This window comes from Sphingomonas adhaesiva (assembly GCF_036946125.1).
In the GTDB taxonomy this organism is placed as follows: domain Bacteria; phylum Pseudomonadota; class Alphaproteobacteria; order Sphingomonadales; family Sphingomonadaceae; genus Sphingomonas; species Sphingomonas adhaesiva_A.
The window spans coordinates 637169-657434 of the sequence record NZ_JAQIJT010000001.1; the positions used below are offsets into that span (position 1 = coordinate 637169).

At 71.6% G+C, this 20266-nt stretch carries 19 protein-coding genes; 7 read left to right on the top strand and 12 right to left on the bottom strand.

The window, feature by feature from the left end; genetic code table 11:
- Positions 1 to 72 precede the first annotated feature (72 nt).
- From PGN23_RS03220 to panC, 3 genes are all read right to left on the bottom strand, one after another.
- Entirely contained in the window at positions 73 to 732 is a 660-nt protein-coding gene (locus PGN23_RS03220) for a hypothetical protein (protein WP_335301396.1), read from the bottom strand.
- Between the two features lie 78 nt (positions 733 to 810).
- Positions 811 to 1101, bottom strand: coding sequence for a hypothetical protein (locus PGN23_RS03225; protein ID WP_335301397.1), 291 nt, complete (start codon positions 1099 to 1101; stop codon positions 811 to 813).
- A gap of 98 nt (positions 1102 to 1199) precedes the next feature.
- A complete protein-coding gene (panC, locus tag PGN23_RS03230; protein ID WP_335301398.1) occupies positions 1200 to 2045 on the bottom strand; it encodes a pantoate--beta-alanine ligase in 846 nt (281 codons plus the stop codon).
- A gap of 98 nt (positions 2046 to 2143) precedes the next feature.
- Between panC and PGN23_RS03235 the strand changes: the two genes are divergently transcribed.
- The 3 genes from PGN23_RS03235 to pgmG all read left to right on the top strand — a co-directional run bounded on the left by PGN23_RS03235 (position 2144) and on the right by pgmG (position 4672).
- Positions 2144 to 2929, top strand: a complete 786-nt coding sequence (locus tag PGN23_RS03235; protein ID WP_335301399.1) for a division plane positioning ATPase MipZ — start codon at positions 2144 to 2146, stop codon at positions 2927 to 2929.
- 18 nt (positions 2930 to 2947) lie between these two features.
- Positions 2948 to 3205 carry a J domain-containing protein gene (locus PGN23_RS03240; protein ID WP_335301400.1) on the top strand — a complete coding sequence of 86 codons (258 nt, stop codon included), beginning with the start codon at positions 2948 to 2950 and terminating at the stop codon, positions 3203 to 3205.
- 99 nt (positions 3206 to 3304) lie between these two features.
- On the top strand, positions 3305 to 4672 hold the full coding sequence (pgmG, locus tag PGN23_RS03245) for a phosphoglucomutase/phosphomannomutase PgmG (protein ID WP_335301401.1): 1368 nt from the start codon (positions 3305 to 3307) through the stop codon (positions 4670 to 4672).
- Between the two features lie 241 nt (positions 4673 to 4913).
- Here the strand turns inward: pgmG and PGN23_RS03250 are convergent, their stop codons facing one another.
- The gene (locus PGN23_RS03250) at positions 4914 to 5645 is read right to left on the bottom strand and encodes a Crp/Fnr family transcriptional regulator (RefSeq protein WP_335301402.1); all 732 of its coding nucleotides are present in this window, start codon (positions 5643 to 5645) and stop codon (positions 4914 to 4916) included.
- A 143-nt stretch (positions 5646 to 5788) separates the two neighbouring features.
- Here PGN23_RS03250 and murA point away from each other — a divergent pair, with 143 nt between their 5' ends.
- The 4 genes from murA to PGN23_RS03270 are packed head-to-tail and all read left to right on the top strand — an operon-like array spanning position 5789 to position 11226.
- A complete protein-coding gene (gene murA / locus PGN23_RS03255) occupies positions 5789 to 7072 on the top strand; it encodes a UDP-N-acetylglucosamine 1-carboxyvinyltransferase (RefSeq protein ID WP_335301403.1) in 1284 nt (427 codons plus the stop codon).
- A 53-nt stretch (positions 7073 to 7125) separates the two neighbouring features.
- Positions 7126 to 8253 carry an HlyD family secretion protein gene (locus tag PGN23_RS03260; RefSeq protein WP_335301404.1) on the top strand — a complete coding sequence of 376 codons (1128 nt, stop codon included), beginning with the start codon at positions 7126 to 7128 and terminating at the stop codon, positions 8251 to 8253.
- A 1-nt stretch (position 8254) separates the two neighbouring features.
- Positions 8255 to 9820 carry an MDR family MFS transporter gene (locus PGN23_RS03265; protein WP_335301405.1) on the top strand — a complete coding sequence of 522 codons (1566 nt, stop codon included), beginning with the start codon at positions 8255 to 8257 and terminating at the stop codon, positions 9818 to 9820.
- Positions 9820 to 11226 (top strand): efflux transporter outer membrane subunit, encoded by a 1407-nt coding sequence (locus PGN23_RS03270; RefSeq protein WP_335301406.1) that lies wholly within the window; start codon positions 9820 to 9822, stop codon positions 11224 to 11226. Before PGN23_RS03265 ends, PGN23_RS03270 begins: the two co-directional genes overlap by 1 nt.
- A gap of 450 nt (positions 11227 to 11676) precedes the next feature.
- Here PGN23_RS03270 and PGN23_RS03275 read toward each other — a convergent pair whose 3' ends face one another.
- From PGN23_RS03275 to PGN23_RS03310, 8 genes are all read right to left on the bottom strand, one after another.
- Positions 11677 to 12162 carry a hypothetical protein gene (locus tag PGN23_RS03275; protein WP_335301407.1) on the bottom strand — a complete coding sequence of 162 codons (486 nt, stop codon included), beginning with the start codon at positions 12160 to 12162 and terminating at the stop codon, positions 11677 to 11679.
- A gap of 176 nt (positions 12163 to 12338) precedes the next feature.
- Positions 12339 to 13406 (bottom strand): chorismate synthase, encoded by a 1068-nt coding sequence (gene aroC / locus PGN23_RS03280; protein WP_335301408.1) that lies wholly within the window; start codon positions 13404 to 13406, stop codon positions 12339 to 12341.
- A 97-nt stretch (positions 13407 to 13503) separates the two neighbouring features.
- Positions 13504 to 14022, bottom strand: a complete 519-nt coding sequence (locus PGN23_RS03285; RefSeq protein WP_335301409.1) for a GNAT family N-acetyltransferase — start codon at positions 14020 to 14022, stop codon at positions 13504 to 13506.
- A 7-nt stretch (positions 14023 to 14029) separates the two neighbouring features.
- Positions 14030 to 14821, bottom strand: a complete 792-nt coding sequence (gene fabI, locus PGN23_RS03290; RefSeq protein WP_335302066.1) for an enoyl-ACP reductase FabI — start codon at positions 14819 to 14821, stop codon at positions 14030 to 14032.
- A gap of 8 nt (positions 14822 to 14829) precedes the next feature.
- Positions 14830 to 15798: a YihY/virulence factor BrkB family protein gene (locus PGN23_RS03295; RefSeq protein WP_335301410.1), complete on the bottom strand. Its 969-nt coding sequence runs from the start codon at positions 15796 to 15798 to the stop codon at positions 14830 to 14832.
- Between the two features lie 6 nt (positions 15799 to 15804).
- Positions 15805 to 16746 (bottom strand): J domain-containing protein, encoded by a 942-nt coding sequence (locus tag PGN23_RS03300; protein ID WP_335301411.1) that lies wholly within the window; start codon positions 16744 to 16746, stop codon positions 15805 to 15807.
- Between the two features lie 23 nt (positions 16747 to 16769).
- The gene (locus PGN23_RS03305; RefSeq protein WP_335302067.1) at positions 16770 to 17690 is read right to left on the bottom strand and encodes a transglutaminase family protein; all 921 of its coding nucleotides are present in this window, start codon (positions 17688 to 17690) and stop codon (positions 16770 to 16772) included.
- Between the two features lie 5 nt (positions 17691 to 17695).
- Positions 17696 to 20173, bottom strand: a complete 2478-nt coding sequence (locus PGN23_RS03310; protein WP_335301412.1) for a circularly permuted type 2 ATP-grasp protein — start codon at positions 20171 to 20173, stop codon at positions 17696 to 17698.
- Between the last annotated feature and the right edge of the window lie 93 nt (positions 20174 to 20266).

A 20266-nucleotide genomic window follows, 5' to 3' on the forward strand; every position in this document is an offset into this window, starting at 1 on the left:
GCGACGTGGCGACCTCTCGATACGCCGTCTCGACGGGCTCGACGGCTATTCGAGGCGAACGGGAGGTGGCGATCACCCCAGCGTGGAGACGTCCACCGTCAGCCGGGGGACCGCCGGCGCGACCTCGCCTGCGGGCACCATCGCGCCGCTGCGCCAGCGCTCATAGGCGGCGAAGAAGTCGGTGAAGGGGCGCTCCAGCTGGGCCAGCCGGGCGGCGGCGAAGGCGGGGAGCGCCGCGGGCGTGACGGTCTGCGCCTCGCTCAGCACCTGCGCGGCGGCGGTGCAGAAGGCGTCGCGCGCGAAATCCTGCGCGAAGAAATTGTAGAGCCGGGTCGCCTGGTCGTCGTAGCGGTCGCGCCAGTCGCCGCCGCCGGCCTTCGTCTCGCGCTCCAGCGCGGTCTGCGCGGAGGCGAAGGCGGTCTTCTGCCGCCCGAGCAGCGCGTTGTAGTCGGCGACCATCGTCGCTTCCAGAGGACCGCGACAGGCGAGCGCGGCGACGTTCAGCGCGCTGCGCAAATGCCAGACCGCCGCGGCGGGCGTCAGGTTGCGGTTGGGCGTCGCCCAGCTGCCGTCGGGCAGGCGCCCGGGGATCGCCATGCCGGGGCGTCCGCCCGCGGGCATGGGGGCCGGGGTCAGCATCACCGGCGGCGGGGCGGGGGGCACGACCAGCGTCGGCGCCTTCGCGCACGCGGCCAGGACCAGCAACGCCGCAAGCGGCAACCAACGCTTCACCACGACCACCCCCTTTACACGCTGCGGGCATGGCCCCGCGTCTAGGCAAGTGGTGAACCCCGCGGCAACCCCGTTGGTTCAGGCGGCGCGGCGCTGCATGCCCGCGAGCAGGTCGCGCGCGGCGCGCTGCGCGTTGGCGATCTCGCGCGCGGTCATGTCCTCGGAGATTTCGGCGCGCGCGGCCAGCGCCGCCTCGATACCGCGGACGGCGGCGAGGTTGAACCACTTGTGCGCCTCGACCAGGTCGAGCGCGGCGCCGGCGGTGCCGGTGGAATAGGCGACGCCGAGGTCGTAGGCGGAGTCGCCGCAGCCGCGGCAGGCATCGGCGATGCGGCGGTCGAGCAGCGCGGTATCGATGTGCGTTACCATGTCGAGAGACCCTGTTGATCCATTTCTGGACACCGGGTTTCGCGCATTCGCCCTCACCAAATGGTTAACTGGCGACAAGTGATTCTTACAATTATTTGTTACGATAACGGATCGACGGAAAGGTTGTCGATCAGGCGCGTATGCCCGATCCGCGCGGCCGCCAGCAGCTGGCGGCGCCGGCCCGGCGCGGGCTCCGGCGCCAGCGTCTCGGCATCGACCAGCGACACGTAATCGACCGCGAAGCCTGCCGCGGTCAGCGCCGCGGTCGCGTCCGCCAGCGCCTTCGCCGCGTCGCCGCCGCCCAAGATCGCCCGCGCCGCCACCCCCAGCGCGCGGGGCAGCGCCACCGCCTTCTGACGCTCCTCGGGCAGCAGGTAGACGTTGCGCGACGACAGCGCCAAACCGTCGTCCTCGCGCTGCGTCGGCACGCCGGTGACGTCGATGTCGAAATCGAGGTCGGCGACCATGCGGCGGATCACCGCCAGCTGCTGGAAATCCTTCTCGCCGAAATAGGCGCGCGCCGGGCGGACCTGGTTGAACAGCTTCGCGACGACGGTCGCCACGCCGTCGAAATGGCCGGGGCGCGCCGCGCCGTCCAGCCCCTCGCTCACCCCCGCGACCGAGATGTTGGTCGCGAACCCCTCCGGATACATCGCCTCCACCGGCGGCAGCCACAGGATGTCGCAGCCCGCATCGGTCAGCATCGCGATGTCCCCCATCTCCTTGCGGGGGTAGCGCGACAGGTCCTCGTTCGCGCCGAACTGCTTCGGGTTGACGAAGATCGATGCCACCACGCAGGCGCCGGGGCGCCGCGCGGCCTCCACCAGCGCGATGTGCCCGGCATGCAGCGCGCCCATCGTGGGGACCAGCGCGACCTCTCGCCCGTCGCCGCGCGCCGCCCCCAGCGCCTCGCGCAATGCGGCGAGCTCCCGATATACTTCCACCCGTTACCCCCGGCATTACCACTCGAAACTCGCGGCGGCGCGTTCTATGATCGCGACCAAGGGCAGGCAATCAGGGATGCGACGAATTGACGGAAAGTGTGCCGAAGACGCACGTCATCGTGTTCGCCAACGAGAAGGGCGGCACGGGCAAGTCGACCACCGCGGTCCATGTCGCGATCGCGCTGGCGGCGAAGGGGGCGCGCGTCGCGTGCATCGACCTGGACCATCGCCAGCGCACGCTGGGGCGCTACCTCGACAATCGCGAGGCGACGGTGGCGCGGTCGGGCATCGACCTGCCCACCCCCCGGCACGAAACCGGCGACGGGCGCGCGGACGGCAATTTTCCCGGACTGTTCCAGGAGTTCACGTCCGGCTACGACTTTCTGGTGATCGACACGCCGGGGCGCGACGATCCCGCCGCGCGGATCGCGGCGGCGCTGGCGGACACGCTGGTGACGCCGATGAACGACAGCTTCGTCGACTTCGACCTGATCGGGCAGGTCGACCCGGAGACGTTCAAGGTCGTCCGCCCCAGCTTCTATTCGGAGCTGATCTGGGACGCGCGCAAGGCACGCGCGCGCGAGGACGGGACCACGATCGACTGGGTCGTGCTGCGCAACCGCCTGCAATATCTGGAGGCGCGCAACATGCGCCGCGTGTCGGAGGCGCTGGACCAGCTGGCGCGGCGCGTCGGCTTCCGCATCATCCCGGGTCTGGGCGAGCGCGTGATCTACCGCGAGCTGTTCCCCAAGGGGCTGACGCTGCTTGACGCGAAGGCGTTCGGCGGCATGGGGCTGAGCCACGTCGCGGCGCGCCAGGAGCTGCGCGAGATGATGGCCGCGCTGGCGCTGCCCGAGGTGGCGATGCCGCTGTTCGCGGATTGATGCGGTGAGCCCGCCCCTATGAAATGGATCGTCGCCGCCGCGATCATCGCGGTCGTCTGGCTGCTCCTGCGCAAGCCCGCGCGGCGCAAGCCCTCCGCCGTGGCGACCGCGCGCGGGCTGCTGGGGGTGGCGAAGGATGCGGATGCTGCGACGATCCGCGCGGCGCATCGCCGGCTGGTGGCCGACGTCCACCCCGATCGCGGCGGTTCGGCGGAGGCGACGCGGCGCGCGAATGCGGCGCGCGATCTGTTGCTGGAGCGGTTGCGACGGGAATGAGCCTCGTCCCGATCCGTTCGGACTGAGCGCCATCGAAGGCCATGCGACACGGCGGCAGCATGGCTTGCGGCTGGTACGCAGATCGGACGTTAGGACCCCATGACCCACCATTTCGACCCCGTCATCCTGCGCGAATACGACATCCGCGGCACCGTCGGTGCGAACCTCCACCCCGCCGATGCGCATGCGATCGGGCGCGCCTTCGCCACGCGGGTGCGGGCAGCCGGCGGGCGGCGGGTCGCGGTCGGTTACGACGGGCGGACGCATTCGCCGATGCTGGAGGCGGCGCTGATCGCGGGGCTGGCGGCGTCGGGCGTCGATGTCGTCCGCATCGGCCTGGGCCCCACGCCGATGCTGTATTATGCCGAGGCGACGCTAGAAGTGGATGGCGGCATCCAGGTAACCGGCAGCCATAATCCCCGCGAGGACAATGGCTTCAAGCTCGTACTTCGCCGCGACAGCTTTTTCGGCGAGGACCTTCAGGACCTGGCGCGGATCGCGGCGGCGGGGGCGTTCGGCGAGGGGGCGGGGACGGTCGAGCAGGCCGATGTCCGCGATCTCTATGTCGGCCGGCTGATGGCGGGCTATGCCGGCGGGACCTTCCGCATCGGCTGGGATGCCGGCAACGGCGCCGCCGGCCCGGTGATCGAGCAGCTCGTCCGGCACCTGCCGGGGGAGCATCATCTTCTGTTCTGCGACGTCGACGGTGAATTTCCGCATCATCATCCCGATCCCACGGTCGAGGACAATCTACGCGATCTCCAGGCGCTGGTGGCGGACAGAAAGCTCGATTTCGGACTGGCTTTCGACGGCGACGGCGACCGCATCGGACTGGTCGACGGGCGCGGGCGGATGCTGTGGGGCGACGACATCCTCGCCATCCTGGCGCGGCCGACGCTGGCGGAGCTGCCCGGCGCGACGATCGTCGCCGACGTGAAGTGCAGCGACGCGCTGTTCGAGGGGATCGCCGCGGCGGGCGGGCGCCCCGTGATGTGGCAGACCGGGCACAGCCGGATGAAGGCCAAGCTGAAGGAGCTGGGCGCGCCGCTGGCGGGCGAGCTGTCCGGGCATATGTTCTTCGCGCACGATTATTACGGCTTCGACGATGCGCTGTACGCCGCGGTGCGGCTGATCCGCGCGATCCACCTGTCGGGCCGCTCGCTGGCGGAGCTGCGCGATGCGATGCCGCCGCGCTGCGCCACGCCCGACCTGCGCGTGCCGGTGGCGGAAGCGCGCAAGGCGGCGGTGGTGGAGGAGGTCGCGGCGCGGCTCGCCGGTACCGACGCGCGGGTCGATACGACGGACGGGCTGCGCGTGTCCGACGACGACGGCTGGTGGCTGCTCAGGGCATCGAACACGCAGGCGGCGCTGACGCTGCGGGCCGAGGCGCGCGACGCCGCGGGGCTGGCGCGGCTGCTGGCGGCGGTGGATGCGCAGCTGGGGGAGAGCGGGGTGCGGCGGGAATAGGGTGGGGATCGTCGGGGCCGCCCGACGCGGCGTCGACCCGGCCCGGCCTGGTGGAACACAGCGTTCGCTTCCTTGCCGTCACCCCCGGGTCAGGCGGGGCCTTTGCAAAACAGGTGCAGCACGGTGCAGCCTTTTGCAAAGGTCCCGCCTTCGCCGGGGAACGAAGGAGGTTGCGGACTTATGGAAACGTCCCGGTCAGGCCCGGGACGGTATCCAGGAGCCGAAGTCCTTGTTGGGGGGACTAGGCGCCGGTCGCCGGCAGCCATGACAGGTCCACCCCCGCCAGCCGGTTGACGTAGTTCGCCGCCCGCATCAGCGCGGGTTCGTCGAGCACGGTGACGCGGCCCGCGGTGCGCGCGATCATCCCCTGTTCCTCCAGCTGGCGCAGCATGCGGTTGACGTGGACCGCGGTCAGCCCGGTGGCGTCGCCGATCTCCTCCTGCGTCAGTCCCAGCATGAAGCTGGCGCCGATGGTCGGGTCGCAGCGGCGCATGCGGTCGCGGATGTCGAGCAGCACCGCCGCGACGCGCGCGCGTGCCGACAGCCGCCCGACCCCGGCGAGCCGGTCGGTCAGCGCGGTGCGCTCGACCTGCTCCAGCGCCACCATCGCCATCGCCAGACGCGGCTGGCGGTACATCAGCGCCGCCAGCTGGGTGCGGTCGACGACCGCGATCACGCTGTCGGCCAGCGCGACCAGCGTCTGCGGCGCCTTGCCATAGGCGCACACCGCGGCCCCCACCATGTCGCCGGGAAAGAGGAAGCGCAGCACCTGCCGGCTGCCGTCGTCGAGCAGGACATAGCCGAGCATCATCCCGCTCTTCACCGCGAACAGCTCGGTCGAACGCTCGTTCTCGCGGACCAGCGTCGCGCCGCGCCGGACGGCGCGTTCGCGCTCCAGCAAGCGGTCGAGCGCGCGTCGCTCCTCCGCCGTCACGTCCAGAATGCCGCCGATCTTGTCGGCGAAGCTACGCACTGGCACCCGTCTGCTGTCCCCCGGTTTGTTCCGGATCGTTACGCGGGGGCCGGTCCGGTGCGCATTAAAACCGATCAAGCGGCCTGTCGCGGCCTGCCGGGCGGTCGCTTGGCGACACCGGCGGGTTTGGATACAGCGGGCGGATGGACCGTATCCTCATCCGCGGCGGCCGCCGCCTGTCCGGCAAGCTGCCGATCTCCGGCGCGAAGAATGCCGCCCTCACGCTCATGCCCTGCGCGCTGCTGACCGACGAGCCGCTGACGCTGCGCAACCTGCCGCGGCTGGCCGACGTCGACGGGTTCGGGCACCTGCTGAACCAGCTGGGCGCGTCGACCACGATCGAGGGCAGCCGGCCGGAGGATTTCGGGCGGGTGATGACGATCCGCGCGGGGCAGCTGACCTCGACCGAGGCACCCTACGACATCGTGCGCAAGATGCGCGCCTCGATCCTGGTGCTGGGTCCGATCCTGGCGCGCGCGGGGCAGGCGCGGGTGTCGCTGCCGGGCGGCTGCGCGATCGGCAACCGCCCGATCGACCTCCACCTGAAGGCGCTGGAGGCGATCGGCGCGACGCTGGAGATGAGCGCGGGCTATGTCACCGCGACCGCGCCGGGCGGACGGCTGTCGGGCGGGCGCTACAGCTTCCCGGTGGTGTCGGTGGGCGCGACCGAGAACGTTCTGATGGCCGCCGTCACCGCGAAGGGCGGCAGCCGCATCCAGAACGCCGCGCGCGAGCCGGAGATCGTCGACCTGTGCCGCTGCCTGGTCGCGATGGGCGCGCAGATCGAGGGCATCGGCACCGAGACGCTGGAGATCGAGGGCGTCGACGAGCTGCACGGCGCGACCTATGCCGTGATGCCCGACCGGATCGAGGCGGGCAGCTATGCCTGTGCGGCGGCCGTCACCGGGGGCGAGGTGGAGCTGATGAACGTCACCCCCGCCGACATGGGCGCGACGCTGGACGCGCTGCGCGAGGCGGGCGTGGGGATCGAGGAGCGGCGCCACTCGATCCTGGTGACCAGCGATGGCCGGCTGAAGCCACTGACGCTCTCGACCGCGCCCTATCCGGGCTTCGCCACCGACATGCAGGCGCAGTTCATGGCGATGCTGTGCAAGGCGGCGGGGGCCAGCATGCTGACCGAGACGATCTTCGAGAACCGCTACATGCACGTGCCCGAGCTCGCGCGGATGGGGGCCGACATCCAGGTGCGCGGGCGTACCGCGATGGTGCGCGGGGTCGACCGGCTGGTCGGCGCGCCGGTGATGGCGACCGACCTGCGCGCGTCGATGAGCCTCATCATCGCGGGGCTGGTCGCGGATGGCGAGACATCCGTGTCGCGCGTCTATCACCTCGACCGCGGCTACGAGCGGCTGGAGGAGAAGCTGTCCGCGGTCGGCGCCGATATCGAGCGCGACGGGGGCGGCTGATTTGATAACCGGACATCTTGTCCGCTTAAGAGCGGGCGCCTAGATGCGCGCGCATGACCGACGCGACCGATGACGATGCCGACGATGCGCCGCCGCCCCGCCGCCAGCTGAGCGCGCGCGCGAAGCTGATCCTGCTCGCGCTCGCCGCGATCGTGCTGGTGGCCGGCGGCCTCTGGTTCGTGCGCTACCAGACGGTCGGCCGATACGCCCAGGAAACCGACGATGCGCGGGTCGAGGCGGACATGGTGACGGTCGCGCCGCGCGTCGCGGGCAATGTCGCCGCGCTGCTGGTGGCGGAGAATCAGGACGTCGCCGCCGGCCAGCCGCTGCTGCGGATCGATCCGCGCGACGCGCGCGCGCAGGCGGCGCAGGCGCAGGCGCAGATCGCGGTCGCCGCGGCACAGGCCGATGCCGCGCGCGCGCAGGTGGCGGAGCAATATGCCACCATCGCGCAGGCGCGCGCGCAGCTGGACGCGGCCCGTGCCAAGGCCGCCTATGACGCGGGCGAGGTCGCGCGCTATCGCCCGCTCGCCGCATCGGGCGCGGAGACGCGGCAGCAGCTGGCGCAGCTGGAGGCGACCGCGCGCCAGTCGGCCGACAATGTCCGCGCCCAGTCCGCCGCGCTCGCCACCCAGCAGCGCCGCGTCGCCGCGCTGCGCAGCCAGATCCGCCAGGGCGAGGCGCAGGGGCAGGCGGCGCGCGCGCAGCTGTCCGCCGCCGATGTCGATGTCGGCGCGACCGTGCTGCGTGCGCCGATCGCCGGGCGCGTGGGCGACCGCACCGTGACGGTCGGCCAATATGTCCAGCCCGGCATGCGGCTGATGTCGATCGTCCCGCTCCAGTCGCTGTACGTCACTGCCAATTTCAAGGAGACGCAGCTGGCGCTGATGCGCCCCGGCCAGCCCGCGCGGATCAGGGTCGATGCGCTCGACGGGCTGGAGATCGACGGCCGCGTCGCCAGCATCGCGCCGGGCACCGGCGCGCAATTCTCGATCCTGCCGCCGCAGAACGCGACCGGCAACTTCACCAAGATCGTCCAGCGCGTGCCGGTGCGGATCGCGATCGCGGCGGCCCCGGCGGCGCGCCGGCTGCTCGTGCCGGGGCTGTCGGTGACCGTCACCGTCGACACGATCGGCGCCAAGGGCGATCTGGACCGCATCCGCGCGCAGCAGGAACGCTGACGTGGCGAGCGCCGCCGCCGCCGCCGCCGCCGCGACTCCGTCCGCGGAGCGTGCCGACCTCACCGCCTGGCTGGCGGTGGCGGCGGGCACGCTGGGCGCGTTCATGGCGACGCTCGACATCTCGATCGTCAATTCCGCGCTGCCCACGATCCAGGGCGAGATCGGCGCGAGCGGGACCGAGGGGACGTGGATCGCCACCGCCTATCTGGTCGCGGAGATCGTCATCATCCCGATGGCGGCGTGGCTGGAGCGGGTGCTGGGGCTGCGCACGTTCCTGCTGCTCGCCGCCGGGCTGTTCACCGCCTTTTCGGTATTGTGCGGGGTGTCCACCACGCTGTCGATGATGATCCTGGGTCGCGTCGGGCAGGGGTTCACCGGCGGCGCGATGATCCCGACCGCGCAGGTCATCATCGCGCAGCGGCTGCCGCCCGCCCAGCAGCCGGTCGGCATCGCCGCGTTCGGCGTCACCGCGATCCTGGGCCCGGTGCTGGGGCCGCTGATCGGCGGCTGGCTGACCGAGAACATCAGCTGGCATTATGCCTTCTTCATCAACGTGCCGATCTGCGCCGTGCTGGTCACGCTGCTGCTCGTCGGGCTGCCGCACCGGCCCGCGAAGCTGCACCTGTTCGCGCAGGCCGACTGGCTGGGCATCGCCGGGCTCGCGCTCGGGCTGGGCGGGCTGACCGTGTTCCTGGAGGACGGCCAGCGCGAGCAATGGTTCGCCTCCGGGCTGATCCGCGCGATGTTCGTCACCTCCGCGGTCGGCTTCCTGTTGCTGGCGCTGGGGCAGCTGACCGCGCCGCGCCCGATCATCAAGCTGCGCCTGCTACGCGACCGGCAGTTCGGCGCGGTCGCGCTGATGGGGATGGTGCTGGGCGTCGTCCTGTACGGCACGAGCTATGCCATTCCGCAGTTCCTGGCCACGCTGGCGGGGTACAATGCGCTGCAGGCGGGCAAGGTCGTGCTGCTGTCCGGGCTGCCCAGCCTGTTCATGATGGCGATCGTCCCGATCCTGCTGGTGCGCATCGACATCCGGATCGCGGTCGGCGCGGGGCTACTCATCATGGCGGGCTCCTCCTTCCTCGATGCGCACCTGACCGCGACATCGACCGGGGCGGACTTCACCATCGGGCAGCTCGCGCGCGGCGTCGGCCAGATACTGGGAATGCTGTTCCTGAGCCAGGCGACGGTGCGATCGGTGCCGCCGGAGGATGCCGGGGACGCCTCCGGGCTGTTCAACGCGGTGCGCAACCTGGGCGGCAGCTTTGCGCTGGCGGGCATCTCGATCATCCAGGACAAAAGGGTCTATTTCCACTCGCGCCGGCTGGAGGAGAGCATGTCCGCCAACGATCCCGCGGTGCAGGCCTATGTCGACGGACTGTCGCGGCAGCTCGGCGATGCGACCGCCGGGATGCGGCTGCTGGGGCAGCAGATTCAGGCGCAGGCGCTGGCGATGACCTATAACGACATTTTCTGGATCATGGGGATGGGTACGCTCGCCGTGCTGCCGCTGGTCCTGTTCCTGCGGCCCCTGCCCCGGCGCAGCGGCCCGGCCATGGTGCATTGATGCGATACCCGTCCCTCCTTCTCGCCACCGCTGCGCTTGCGGGGTGCACCGTCGGCCCGGACTATGCCGGACCGCCTGCCACGGCCGCCGATGCGGTGACGCGCGGCACGTTCGTGCGCGGCGCGCAGGCCGCGCCCGTGCCGCCGGTCGCGCGCTGGTGGGAGACGCTGGGCGACGCGACGCTGACCGCGCTGGTCGACGACGCGCTGGCGCACAGCCCCACCATCGACCAGGCGACCGCGCGCCTGCGCGAGGCACAGGCGAAGCTGGGGCAGCAGCGCACCGCCGCGCTCCCCTCCGCGAGCGCGAACGCCACTGTCCTCAACGCGCGCGTGCCGGGGATCGGCGGGGGCGGCGGCAGCACCGACCTGACCTTCTACAATGCCGGACTCAACGCCTCGTGGGAGCCCGACCTGTTCGGCGGCACGCGGCGTGGCACCGAACAGGCGAAGGCGAACGTCGGCGCGCGCGTCGCCGATCTGGCGGATGCGCAGGTGTTGCTGTCCGCGCAGGTGGCGCAGGCCTATGTCGACCTGCGCGACGTGCAGGAGCGGATTCACCTCAACACCGCGTCGGCCGGGCTGCAACGCCGGCAGCTGGCACTGACCCGCCAGCGGTTCGCGCAGGGCACCGCCTCGCAGCTGACGGTTGAGCGGCTGGGCAATCAGCTGGAGAATACGCAGGCGCAGGCGATCCCGCTCGCCGCGCAGCGCGACGGGCTGCTCGACCGGCTCGCGCTGCTGACCGGGCGGACACCGGGTGCGCTCGACGCGACGCTGACCCCCGACGCCGCGATCCCGCTGCCGCCGGCGCGGGTCGCGGTCGATACGCCCGCCGCGCTCATCGCGCGCCGTCCCGACGTCCGATCGGCGGAGCGGCAGCTCGCGGCCGTCACGGCGGGCATCGGGGTGAGCAAGGCGAAGGAACTGCCCGGCATCCGGTTCCTGGGGCTGCTGGGGCTGGGGGGCACGTCGCCGGGCGACGTGCTCGATCCCGCCAAGCTGACGACGCTGCTGGCGCCGTCGCTCAGCTGGCCGTTCCTCGATTTCGGGCGCGCGCGGGCCGCGACGCGCGCGTCGGAGGCGCAGCGCGATCAGGCGGATGCCGCCTATCGGCAGGCGGTGCTGGCGGCGTTGCAGGATGCCGAGGCGTCGCTGTCCCGCTTCGCCAACGCCCGTTCGCAACTGGCGCAGCTGCTGGAGGCGGAGGCGAGCGCGACGCGCGCGGCGACGCTCAACCGGCAGCGTGTCGCCGCGGGGACGAGCACGGTGATCGATCAGCTGGAGATCGAGCGTCAGCAGCTGGCGGCGCGGATCGCGGTGTCTGAGGCGCGGGCCGGGCTGACCGACAGCTATATCGCGGTCAACAAGGCGCTGGGTCTGGGGTGGAGCGAGCCGGGCGGCTGAGGGGCTCCGGCCACGCCCGGGACATCCGGCGTGGGCTGGGCCTCAGCAAAGATCATGGTTCCCCGGCGGAGGCCGGGGCCCAGTTTGGGCTCGGTTTCAGCATCTTACGAGCATGTCGATACTGGGCCCCGGCCTCCAAGCGACCTTCGCAAAACAGGTGCAACGGCATTGAACTCACGCCGTGCTCCTGCGAAGGCACGAGCCCAGGGACCCAGCAGAACAACGCCTTATGGGACCCGCAACTCCGGGCTCCTGCCGTCGCAGGAGCACGGCGTAGCATTTTGCAAGGGTCCCGCCTCCGCCGGGGCACAGACAGGGGCTTCTTGCAACGTTCCTGCGAGGCCGAAAGCCAGTCGGGCGAACTCTTTTGGTCGAAGGCCACTGCCCCCCCGCCACCCCGGCCTGCGCCGGGAGGCGTGGGTTGGGGGACCGTTTCTTCTCGAACCCCGCTTATTGCGGCGGGGTCGTCGGGGTTCCGGTGGTCGCGCCCATGCCGCCGCTCGCGCCCATCGGCGGGGTCGTGACGGTCGCGCCCGCGCTGCCGGTCGTGCCCGACATCGTACCGCCCGGCGTCATGGTGGTGGAGGTGTCCGCGCCGATCGTCGCATCGGCGCTGGTGCCGGTCGTCATGTCGCGCGTGCGATCCGTGGCGCTTCGCGCGGTATCGCGGGTACGACTGGTCGTGCGGGCGGCGCGATCCCTCGTGCGCTGCGTGGCGCGGGTCGTGGTGTCCTGCGTGCGCTGCATCGTGGTGGCGGTGTCGGGGACGCCGACCTGTCCGCCCATCGCGCCGCCGACGGTGCCGCCGGTCTGACCCATGGTCGAGCCGACCGTGCCGCCTACGCCGCCGCCGGCGGTGCCGCCGGCCAGCTGTGCCGTCGCTGCGCCCGGCAGCATCACCACGGCGGCCGCGGTCGCCAGAATATAGTTACGCATCGTGATCTCTCCTACGTATGCGGGGAGATGAACGAGGCCGGTGCGCCGATGTTCCCCGAGGCGACAGGAGTCGCCGACGTGGATCATCGATGTCGCTGTTCGTCGCGTGACGATCGCACGACTTCGCCGGGTCCGCCATTTACCTTGGGCCCGACGAGCGAACGTTTGCCGTCGTCTCAGCCGCATTGTGCGCGGTGCAGCAGCATCTGGTCCGCCAGTACGAGCGCCATCATCGCCTCCACCACCGGCACGCCGCGGATGCCGACGCAGGGGTCGTGGCGTCCCTTCGTCATGATCTCGGCCGCCTCGCCGGTCCGGGTGACGGTGGGGACGGGGGTGAGGATCGAGCTGGTCGGCTTGAACGCGACGCGCACGCGGATCGGCTGTCCGGTCGCGATCCCGCCCGCGATCCCGCCGGCATGATTGGCCATGAAGAGCGGGCCGTCGTCGCCGGGGCGCATCGCGTCGGCGTTCTCCTCACCCGACAGCGTTGCCGCGGCGAAGCCGTCGCCGATCTCGACCCCCTTGACCGCGTTGATGCTCATCATCGCGGCGGCCAGTTCGCTGTCCAGCTTGGCATAGAGCGGGGCGCCCCAGCCCGCCGCGACGCCCGTCGCCTCGCACGCGATCACCGCGCCCAGCGAGGAGCCGGCCTTGCGGGCGGCGTCGACCTTCGCCTCCCAGCGCGCCGCGGCGGCGGCGTCGGGGCAGAAGAAGGGGTTGGCGTCGATCTGCGCATCGTCGAAGGCGGCAGGGTCGATCGCGTCGCCGCCGATCGCCTCCACCCAGGCGCGGACGCGCACCTGCGCAATGACGGCGCGCGCCACCGCGCCGGCCGCGACGCGCGCCGCGGTCTCGCGCGCCGACGAGCGCCCGCCGCCGCGATAGTCGCGAAAGCCGTATTTGGCGTCATAGGCATAGTCGGCATGGCCGGGGCGATAGGCCTTGGCGACCTCCGAATAATCCTTCGAGCGCTGGTCGACATTCTCGATCATCAGGCTGATCGGGGTGCCGGTGGTCCGCCCCTCGAACACCCCCGACAGGATGCGGACCCGGTCCGGCTCCTGCCGCTGCGTGGTGAAGCGCGACTGGCCCGGGCGGCGCCTGTCCAGCCACGGCTGGATATCGTCCTCCGACAGCGCGATGCCCGGCGGGCACCCGTCGACCACGGCGCCCAGCGCGGGGCCGTGGCTCTCCCCCCAGGTGGTGAAGCGGAAGACGCGGCCGAAGGTGTTGAAGCTCATGGGCGTGCGCCATGGCAGATTGCGTGCCATTGGGACAGGGGGGCGGGTGTCGCCCCCCTTCCGTCATCCCCGCCTGCGCGGGAATGACGAAGAAGGGTCAGCCCAGCGCCGCGAACGCCCCGGCATGGTCCGCCGCGCCGCGCACCCCGCACGGCATCAGCCCGCCTTGCAGCGGCAGCGCCATGAAGTAATCGCCGGCGTAGGGCGAGGCGAAGTTGCGTGCGTAATCGGCGTGGAAGCCGAAGCGCGCGTAATAGTCCGGCTCGCCCAGCACGAAGCACAGGACGACGCCGGCGGTTTCCAGCGCCTCTAGCCCCGCCTGCACCAGCGCCTCCGCCACGCCCTGCCGCCGCCACGCGGGCGCGACCGCGAGCGGGGCGAGCGCGACGGCGGGGACGGCCTGCTCGTTGACGACGACCTGCATCCGGCTGAACGCGATCGCGCCCGCCAGCGCGCCCGCGTCCTCGTCGATCGCGACGAGCATCAGCACCATGTCGCCGTCGACGCACAGCCGGCGCACCAGATCGGCCTCGTCGGGCGCGGGGAAGCTGGCGCGCAGCAGCGCGTCGATCGCGGCGACGTCGGGCGCGCCGGCGGGGCGGATCGCGATCGCCATGTGGCGGTCAGGCGAGCGCGATGTCGGGCGCGTCCTCCGCCTTCATTCCGATGACGTTGTAGCCGGCGTCGACGTGGTGGACCTCGCCGGTCACGCCGCTCGCCAGGTTCGACAGCAGGTACAGGCCGGCGCCGCCGACATCCTCGATCGTCACGGTGCGGCGCATCGGGGAGTTCAGCTCGTTCCACTTCAGGATGTAGTTGAAATCGCCGATGCCGCGCGCCGCCAGCGTCTGGATCGGGCCGGCGGAGATGGCGTTGATGCGGATGTTCTCCGGCCCCAGATCGACCGCGAGATACTTCACGCTCGTCTCCAGCGCCGCCTTCGCCACGCCCATGACGTTATAGTGCGGGATCACCTTCTCCGCGCCATAGTAGCTGAGCGTCAGGATCGCGCCGCCCTGGGGCATCATCTCCCGCGCGCGCTTCGCCACCGCGACCAGCGAATAGGCGGAGATGTTCATCGTCATCAGGAAATTGTCGAGCGTGGTGTCGTAGAACTTGCCGCGCAGCTGCGACTTGTCGGAAAAGCCGATCGCATGGACGACGAAGTCGATCGTCGGCCATTCCTGCGCCAGCGCGCCGAACGTCGCGTCGAGCGCCGCCATGTCCGACACGTCGCAATCGTACAGCCGCGCGACGCCCAGCTGCTCCGCCAGCGGGCGCACGCGCTTCTCCATCGCCGCGCCCTGGTAGGAGAAGGCCAGTTCGGCGCCCGCCTCGCTCAGCTGCTTCGCGATGCCCCAGGCCAGCGACTTGTCGTTCGCCAGTCCCATGATGAGCCCGCGCTTGCCCGCCATCAATCCGTTCACGCCGTCACCGCCTCTTCGTTCGTTACCGGCCCCTCTACAATCGGTTCCGGGGGCTCCGCCAGCGCCGCGTTCAGATGCGCGCCGAAGACGAGGCCCAGGCCGATCAGATAGAAGAACAACAGCATGACCACAACGCCGGCGAGGCTGCCGTAGGTCAGGTCGTAGCCGCCCAGCTGCGCCAGCACGAACGGCAGCGCGGCGGTCATGCTGACCCACCAGATGGTCGTGAACAACGCACCGGGCCATTTGCGGCTGTCGGAGCGGCGATACCTGCCCGGCGTGACCGAGTAGAACAGCATGTAGAGCGCGCCGAACATGATCGCCGCGGGCACCAGCCGCGCGATGCCCAGCCAGCTGGCCACCTCCTGCGCGACGGGCAGCAGGCGATAGATGAACTGTTCCGCCGCGGTCAGCAGCCCCTGCACCAGGAAGGCGACCAGCGCGATCACCACCGAGCCGATGATCGCAAGGCTGAGGCCCAGCCGCGCACGCCACAGCGACTGCGTGCTGCGCGTGCCGTAGGCGCGGCGGAAGATGTCGCGGATCGTCTCCGCGAAGCTCCCCACCGTCCACAGCCCGACGAGCGCGCCCAGCCACAGCAGCGAGCCGGTCCGCGCGACGAGCACATCGGCGATCGGCTTGCGCAGGATGTCGGCGACGTTGGGTGGCAGCACCGACAGGAAGCTGGCGACGCCGTGCTGCACCTCCGCGCTCTGCCCGAAGACCGAGGCGATCGCGGCGGCGACGATGAAGAACGGGAATACCGTCATCAGCGCCAGATAGGCGAGGTTGCCGGCGTGCATGAAGCCGTCGTTATAGACCCCGATCAGCGCGCGCTTGAGCACTTCCCGGGCGTAGGTGCCCGGCCGCACCCGCGCCAGCTGACGGTCGAGCCGGCGCCGCGCCGCGCCGTGATGGCGCGCGCGATCCTCCGGGGTCAGCGCGATCGGGCCGTCATCGGTCACGGATCGTCAGACGCCCATCCCCTCGCGCGGGTTCCCGCCGCCGTCCCAACCGGCCACGAACGCCTTCAGCGCAGCGTCGTCGGCGGGCACGTCGACCACCAGCGTCACCAGCTGGTCGCCACGCTCGCCGCCCTTGCGGTGGAAGCCCTTGCCCTTCAGACGCAGCGTCTTGCCCGACGTGCTGCCGGCGGGAACGGTAATCATCACCGCGCGCTCGACCGTGGGGCATTTCACCGCCCCGCCCTCTACCGCTTCCCTGAGCGTGATCGGCAGGTCGAGGCGCACGTCGTCGCCGTCACGCGTGAAATAGCGGTGCGGCAGGACCTCGATCGTGACGATCGCATCGCCGGCGCCGCCGGGTCCGGGCTCGCCCTTGCCGGCGAGGCGCATCTGCGTCCCCGTCTCGACCCCGGCGGGCAGCTTGAGGTCGATGGTGCGACCGTCGCCCAGCGTCACCCGCTGCGGCGCGAGCGCGGCGGCATCGGTGAAGGAGACCGGGAGGCGATAGGCCAGGTTCTCGCCCTTGGGCGGTGGCGCCGCGCGCCGCCCGAACCCGCTGGCGAAGCCGCCGCCGGTGCGCGCGCCGAACAACCCCTCGAACAGGTCGGAGACGTCGGGCCCTTCGCCGCCGCCGAAATCGAACTGCTGCGAGCGGAACCCGCCGCCGGGCGCGCCGCGCGGGGCCCCGCCGCCCCCGTACCCTCCGTAGCCGAAGGGCGAGGTGGGGTTGCCGTCGCCGTCGATCTCCCCGCGGTCGAAGCGCGCGCGCTTGTCCTTGTCGGTCAGCAGGTCGTAGGCGGACGTGACCTGCGAGAAGCGCTCCGACGCCTTGGGATTGTCCTTGTTGCGATCGGGATGCAGCTCCTTGGCGAGCTTCCGATACGCCTTCTTGATGTCAGCTTCGCTGGCGCCGCGCGCCACGCCCAGCGTCGCATAAGGATCGGCCATAGAGTCCCCGGTTGGTGTGTTACTCAGCTATGTGGGGCAGCCGCGGCCACAGCGCAATCGTTCGCGGGTGCCAGCGGGGCGACATCGACGCTGACGTCCATGTCCTGCGCCCCCGCGCCCAGCACGACGCCGTCGACCGGCGCGATCTCCGCATAATCGCGCCCGATCGCGACGACGATATGGTCGCCCGCCATCCAGATGCCGTTGGTGGGATCGACCCCGACCCAGCCGCGCGCCGGCCCGCACCACAAAAGTACCCAGGCGTGGGTCGCGTCCGCCCCGACCAGCCGTTCCTCGCCCGGCGGCGGGATGGTGCGGATGTAGCCCGAGGCATAGGCCGCGGGCAGCCCCGCGGCGCGCAGCCCGGTAATCATGATCTGCGCGAAATCCTGACACACCCCGCGGCGCTTCAGGAACGCCTCGTGCGGGGGGGTGTCGACCATCGTCGCGGACCCGTCGAAGACGAAGTCGCGCTGGATCCGCTGCGCGAGCGCGATCCCGGCCTCCAGCGCGCCGCGGCCGGGCGACAGGTCGGGCGCGCAATAGTCCGCGATCGCGCGGTCGAGCGGGATCAGCGGGGACGGGTAGAGATAGGCCGCCGGTCCGGCGGCGGACAGGTCGCCCGAGGCGCGCGCCATCGCCGCGATCTCGCCCAGCGTCGGATCGTCGGCGGCGGGGACGGGGACGAGGCGGTCGACCGCGATCCGCGCGCGGCTCTCGATCGTCAGCCGGCGGACCGGCTCCTCCACCACCAGCCGGGTGACGTGCGCCAGCCCGGCCTCCGCGCGCGCGGGCATCGCCCGGCCGGACGGGGCGACGATCAGGTCGTAATGCTCCAGCGTCTGGCCGGGCCAGTCGATCGGCTTCAGCCGCAGGTTGCAGCGCGCGAACCGCACCGCATTGCCGTAGTTGAAGCGGGTGACGTGGCGGATGTCGTAGCGGATGATGGTCATGCCAGCGTCAGTCCGCCGGCACGCAGCGGCTCCGCGCCCTGGAGGAAATAGCGCCGCGCGATCGCGTCGGACACGCGCCCCAGCCGTCGCTCGACCTCGTACAGCGTGGTGATGTCGAGCGTGGTGGCCTGCGCGGTGGACACCAGCGCGTGGAGCGCGGTCGCCTCCACCTGCTGCGGCTCCGCCATGCCGTCGTCGTCGAGCACCGGGAGATGCGCCAGATGATCGCGGATCGCCTCCACCTGAAAGGCGAGCGCGCGCGGGTTCCCCGGATCGAGCAGCGTCAGGTCGACCACCGGCACGCGCGCGATCCCGGTCAGATAGCGCTGGCGATAGCTGATCTGGCTGTTGCCGAGGTCGAGCAGCGTCGACAGATCGTCGAGCGACGCGCCCGCCATGCCGAATGCGCGCGCGGCTCGGGCGATCGCCATCGCGCGCTCGATCCGCCGACCCAGGTCGTGGAACCGCCACACCGCGGTGCGTCCCATATGCTCCGCCGACAGCCCGGCGATCGCGGCATAGCGGCGCTGGAGCGAGCCGGCGCGGTCGAGCATCCCGCGGTGCGTGGGGAAGGGGGCGTCGAGCAGGCGGAACATGTCCGCCGACAGCCGGTCGCGCGACCCCGCGGCGATGCGCCGCGCGTGCGCGTTGATCGCGGCGACCGACTGATGGTCCTCCGCGGGCGCCTCCATCGCGGTACGCGCCATCTGGGTCAGGTCGGCGCGGCGCAGCGTCTCGGGGTGCGGTGCGGCGCCCGCATTGACGATCTCCCCCACCAGCCGCCCGACAGTGGGCGTCCCCAGCGCCGCGCCGGCATCGGCGTCGATCGAATTGCCCAGCATCACGCGGATGACCGCCAGCAGCGCCTCGCCCCGCTCCAGATAGCGACCCAGCCAGAAGAAATTGTCGGCGACGCGGCTCGGCAGCGTGCCGGGGTTGCGGCGGACATGGACCGAGTCGGTTGCAGGGAGCAGCGAGACGGGGGCGACCGGATCGGGGCCGTGGACGCAGACGTCGGCGGACCACGTCCCCTCGCCCAGCACCGCGGCGCGGGGGTCGGGATGCTCGCCGATGCGCGCGAAACCGCCCGGCAGCACCTGCCAGTCGCCGTTCGCATCGCGCGCGGCGAAGACGCGCAGCGTGAAGGGGCGTGGCTCCAGCGCGTCGCCGATCACGACCGGCATGGTCGACAGCCGCACGACCTCCTGCCCGACGTAATCCTGCGGGCGGCGGGTCATGTCGGCGAGCAGCGCGGCGCGCTCCGCACGCGACAGGTCCGCGCCGGCGACCTGCGCCGCCTGCGGCAGCCCGAGCGTGCGCGCGCCGAACGCGGAGGACAGCAGCATCGTGTCCAGCTCCGCGGCGACATGCTCCGCCTCCGCCGGCTGGCCGCACCACCAGGTCGCGATATTGGGCAGGATCAGGTCGGCGCCGGTCAGCCGCGTGGCGAGCTGCGGCAGGAAGGCGCCGAACGCGCGGCTCTCCAGCGCGCCCACGCCTGGCGCGTTGGCGAGCACGACATTGCCCTGCGCATAGCTGTCGATCAGCCCGGGCACGCCGATGCGCGACTGCGAATCGAACGCCAGCGGGTCGAGCAGCCGCGGGTCGAGCCGCCGCCACAGCGCGTCGATGCGCTTCAGCCCGCCGATGGTGCGGACGTAGAGCCGGTCCTCCAGCGCGGCGAGGTCGTCCCCCTCCACCAGCAGGAAGCCCAGGTACCGCGCCAGATGCGCCTGTTCGGCATAGCTGGGGTTCCACCGCCCCGGCGTCAGCAGCCCGATGCGCGGATCGGCGCGGTGGCACGACGCCGCCAGCCCGGCGCGGAATGCGGCGAAGAAGGGCGCATGGCGGCGCACGTTGAGGCGGTTCTGCAGGCCCCCCAGCGTGCGGCTGACCGCGAGCCGGTTCTCCAGCGCATAGCCCGCACCGACGGGCGCGCGCAGGTGGTCGGCCAGCACGCGCCACTCGCCGCCGGGGCCGCGCCCCAGGTCGAAGGCGACGAAGTGCAGGTGTCGCCCGCCCGGCGGCTCCAGCCCGACCAGCGGGCGCAGGTAATAGGGGCTGCCGGTGACGACGGTCGCGGGCAGGTGGCCCCGCGCGACGAGCGTGGCCGGGCCGTAGAGATCGGCGAGGATCGTCTCCAGCAGCCCGGCGCGCTGCACCACGCCGCGCTCGATCGTCGCCCAGTCGTCGGCCTCGATCAGCAGCGGCACCGGGCTGACCGGCCAGGGGCGCTCCGCCTCCTCGCCGATGATGCGAAAGCCGGTGCCGATGTCGGCGGCATGGCGCTGCACCCGCTCGCGCGCATGGCCCAGGTCGTCGCCGGCGACCGCGGACAGCTCCTCCAGCATCGCCAGCCACGCCGGGTCGGCGGCGTCGTGCAGCACGTCGGCGGACGCACCGCCGGCGCAGTAGCGCTCCGCCCAGCGGCGCGCATGGATCGCGGCATCGAACAAGGCGGGCTGGGTCGCCAAATCACTCCCCCCTATGGCGGCGTGCGACCGTAGGGGATGCTGCGGTGCAAGACAAAGGAATTGGTGTCCCGTCACCCCGGACCTGATCCGGGG

Excerpts from the sequence above, each read along its gene's own strand:
- PGN23_RS03225 (WP_335301397.1), bottom strand. The coding sequence starts at position 1,101 with ATGGTAACGCACATCGATACCGCGCTGCTCGACCGCCGCATCGCCGAT.
- PGN23_RS03240 (WP_335301400.1), top strand. The coding sequence starts at position 2,948 with ATGAAATGGATCGTCGCCGCCGCGATCATCGCGGTCGTCTGGCTGCTC.
- pgmG (WP_335301401.1), top strand. The coding sequence starts at position 3,305 with ATGACCCACCATTTCGACCCCGTCATCCTGCGCGAATACGACATCCGC.
- murA (WP_335301403.1), top strand. The coding sequence starts at position 5,789 with ATGGACCGTATCCTCATCCGCGGCGGCCGCCGCCTGTCCGGCAAGCTG.
- PGN23_RS03260 (WP_335301404.1), top strand. The coding sequence starts at position 7,126 with ATGACCGACGCGACCGATGACGATGCCGACGATGCGCCGCCGCCCCGC.
- PGN23_RS03270 (WP_335301406.1), top strand. The coding sequence starts at position 9,820 with ATGCGATACCCGTCCCTCCTTCTCGCCACCGCTGCGCTTGCGGGGTGC.
- PGN23_RS03275 (WP_335301407.1), bottom strand. The coding sequence starts at position 12,162 with ATGCGTAACTATATTCTGGCGACCGCGGCCGCCGTGGTGATGCTGCCG.
- aroC (WP_335301408.1), bottom strand. The coding sequence starts at position 13,406 with ATGAGCTTCAACACCTTCGGCCGCGTCTTCCGCTTCACCACCTGGGGG.
- PGN23_RS03285 (WP_335301409.1), bottom strand. The coding sequence starts at position 14,022 with ATGGCGATCGCGATCCGCCCCGCCGGCGCGCCCGACGTCGCCGCGATC.
- fabI (WP_335302066.1), bottom strand. The coding sequence starts at position 14,821 with ATGGCGGGCAAGCGCGGGCTCATCATGGGACTGGCGAACGACAAGTCG.
- PGN23_RS03300 (WP_335301411.1), bottom strand. The coding sequence starts at position 16,746 with ATGGCCGATCCTTATGCGACGCTGGGCGTGGCGCGCGGCGCCAGCGAA.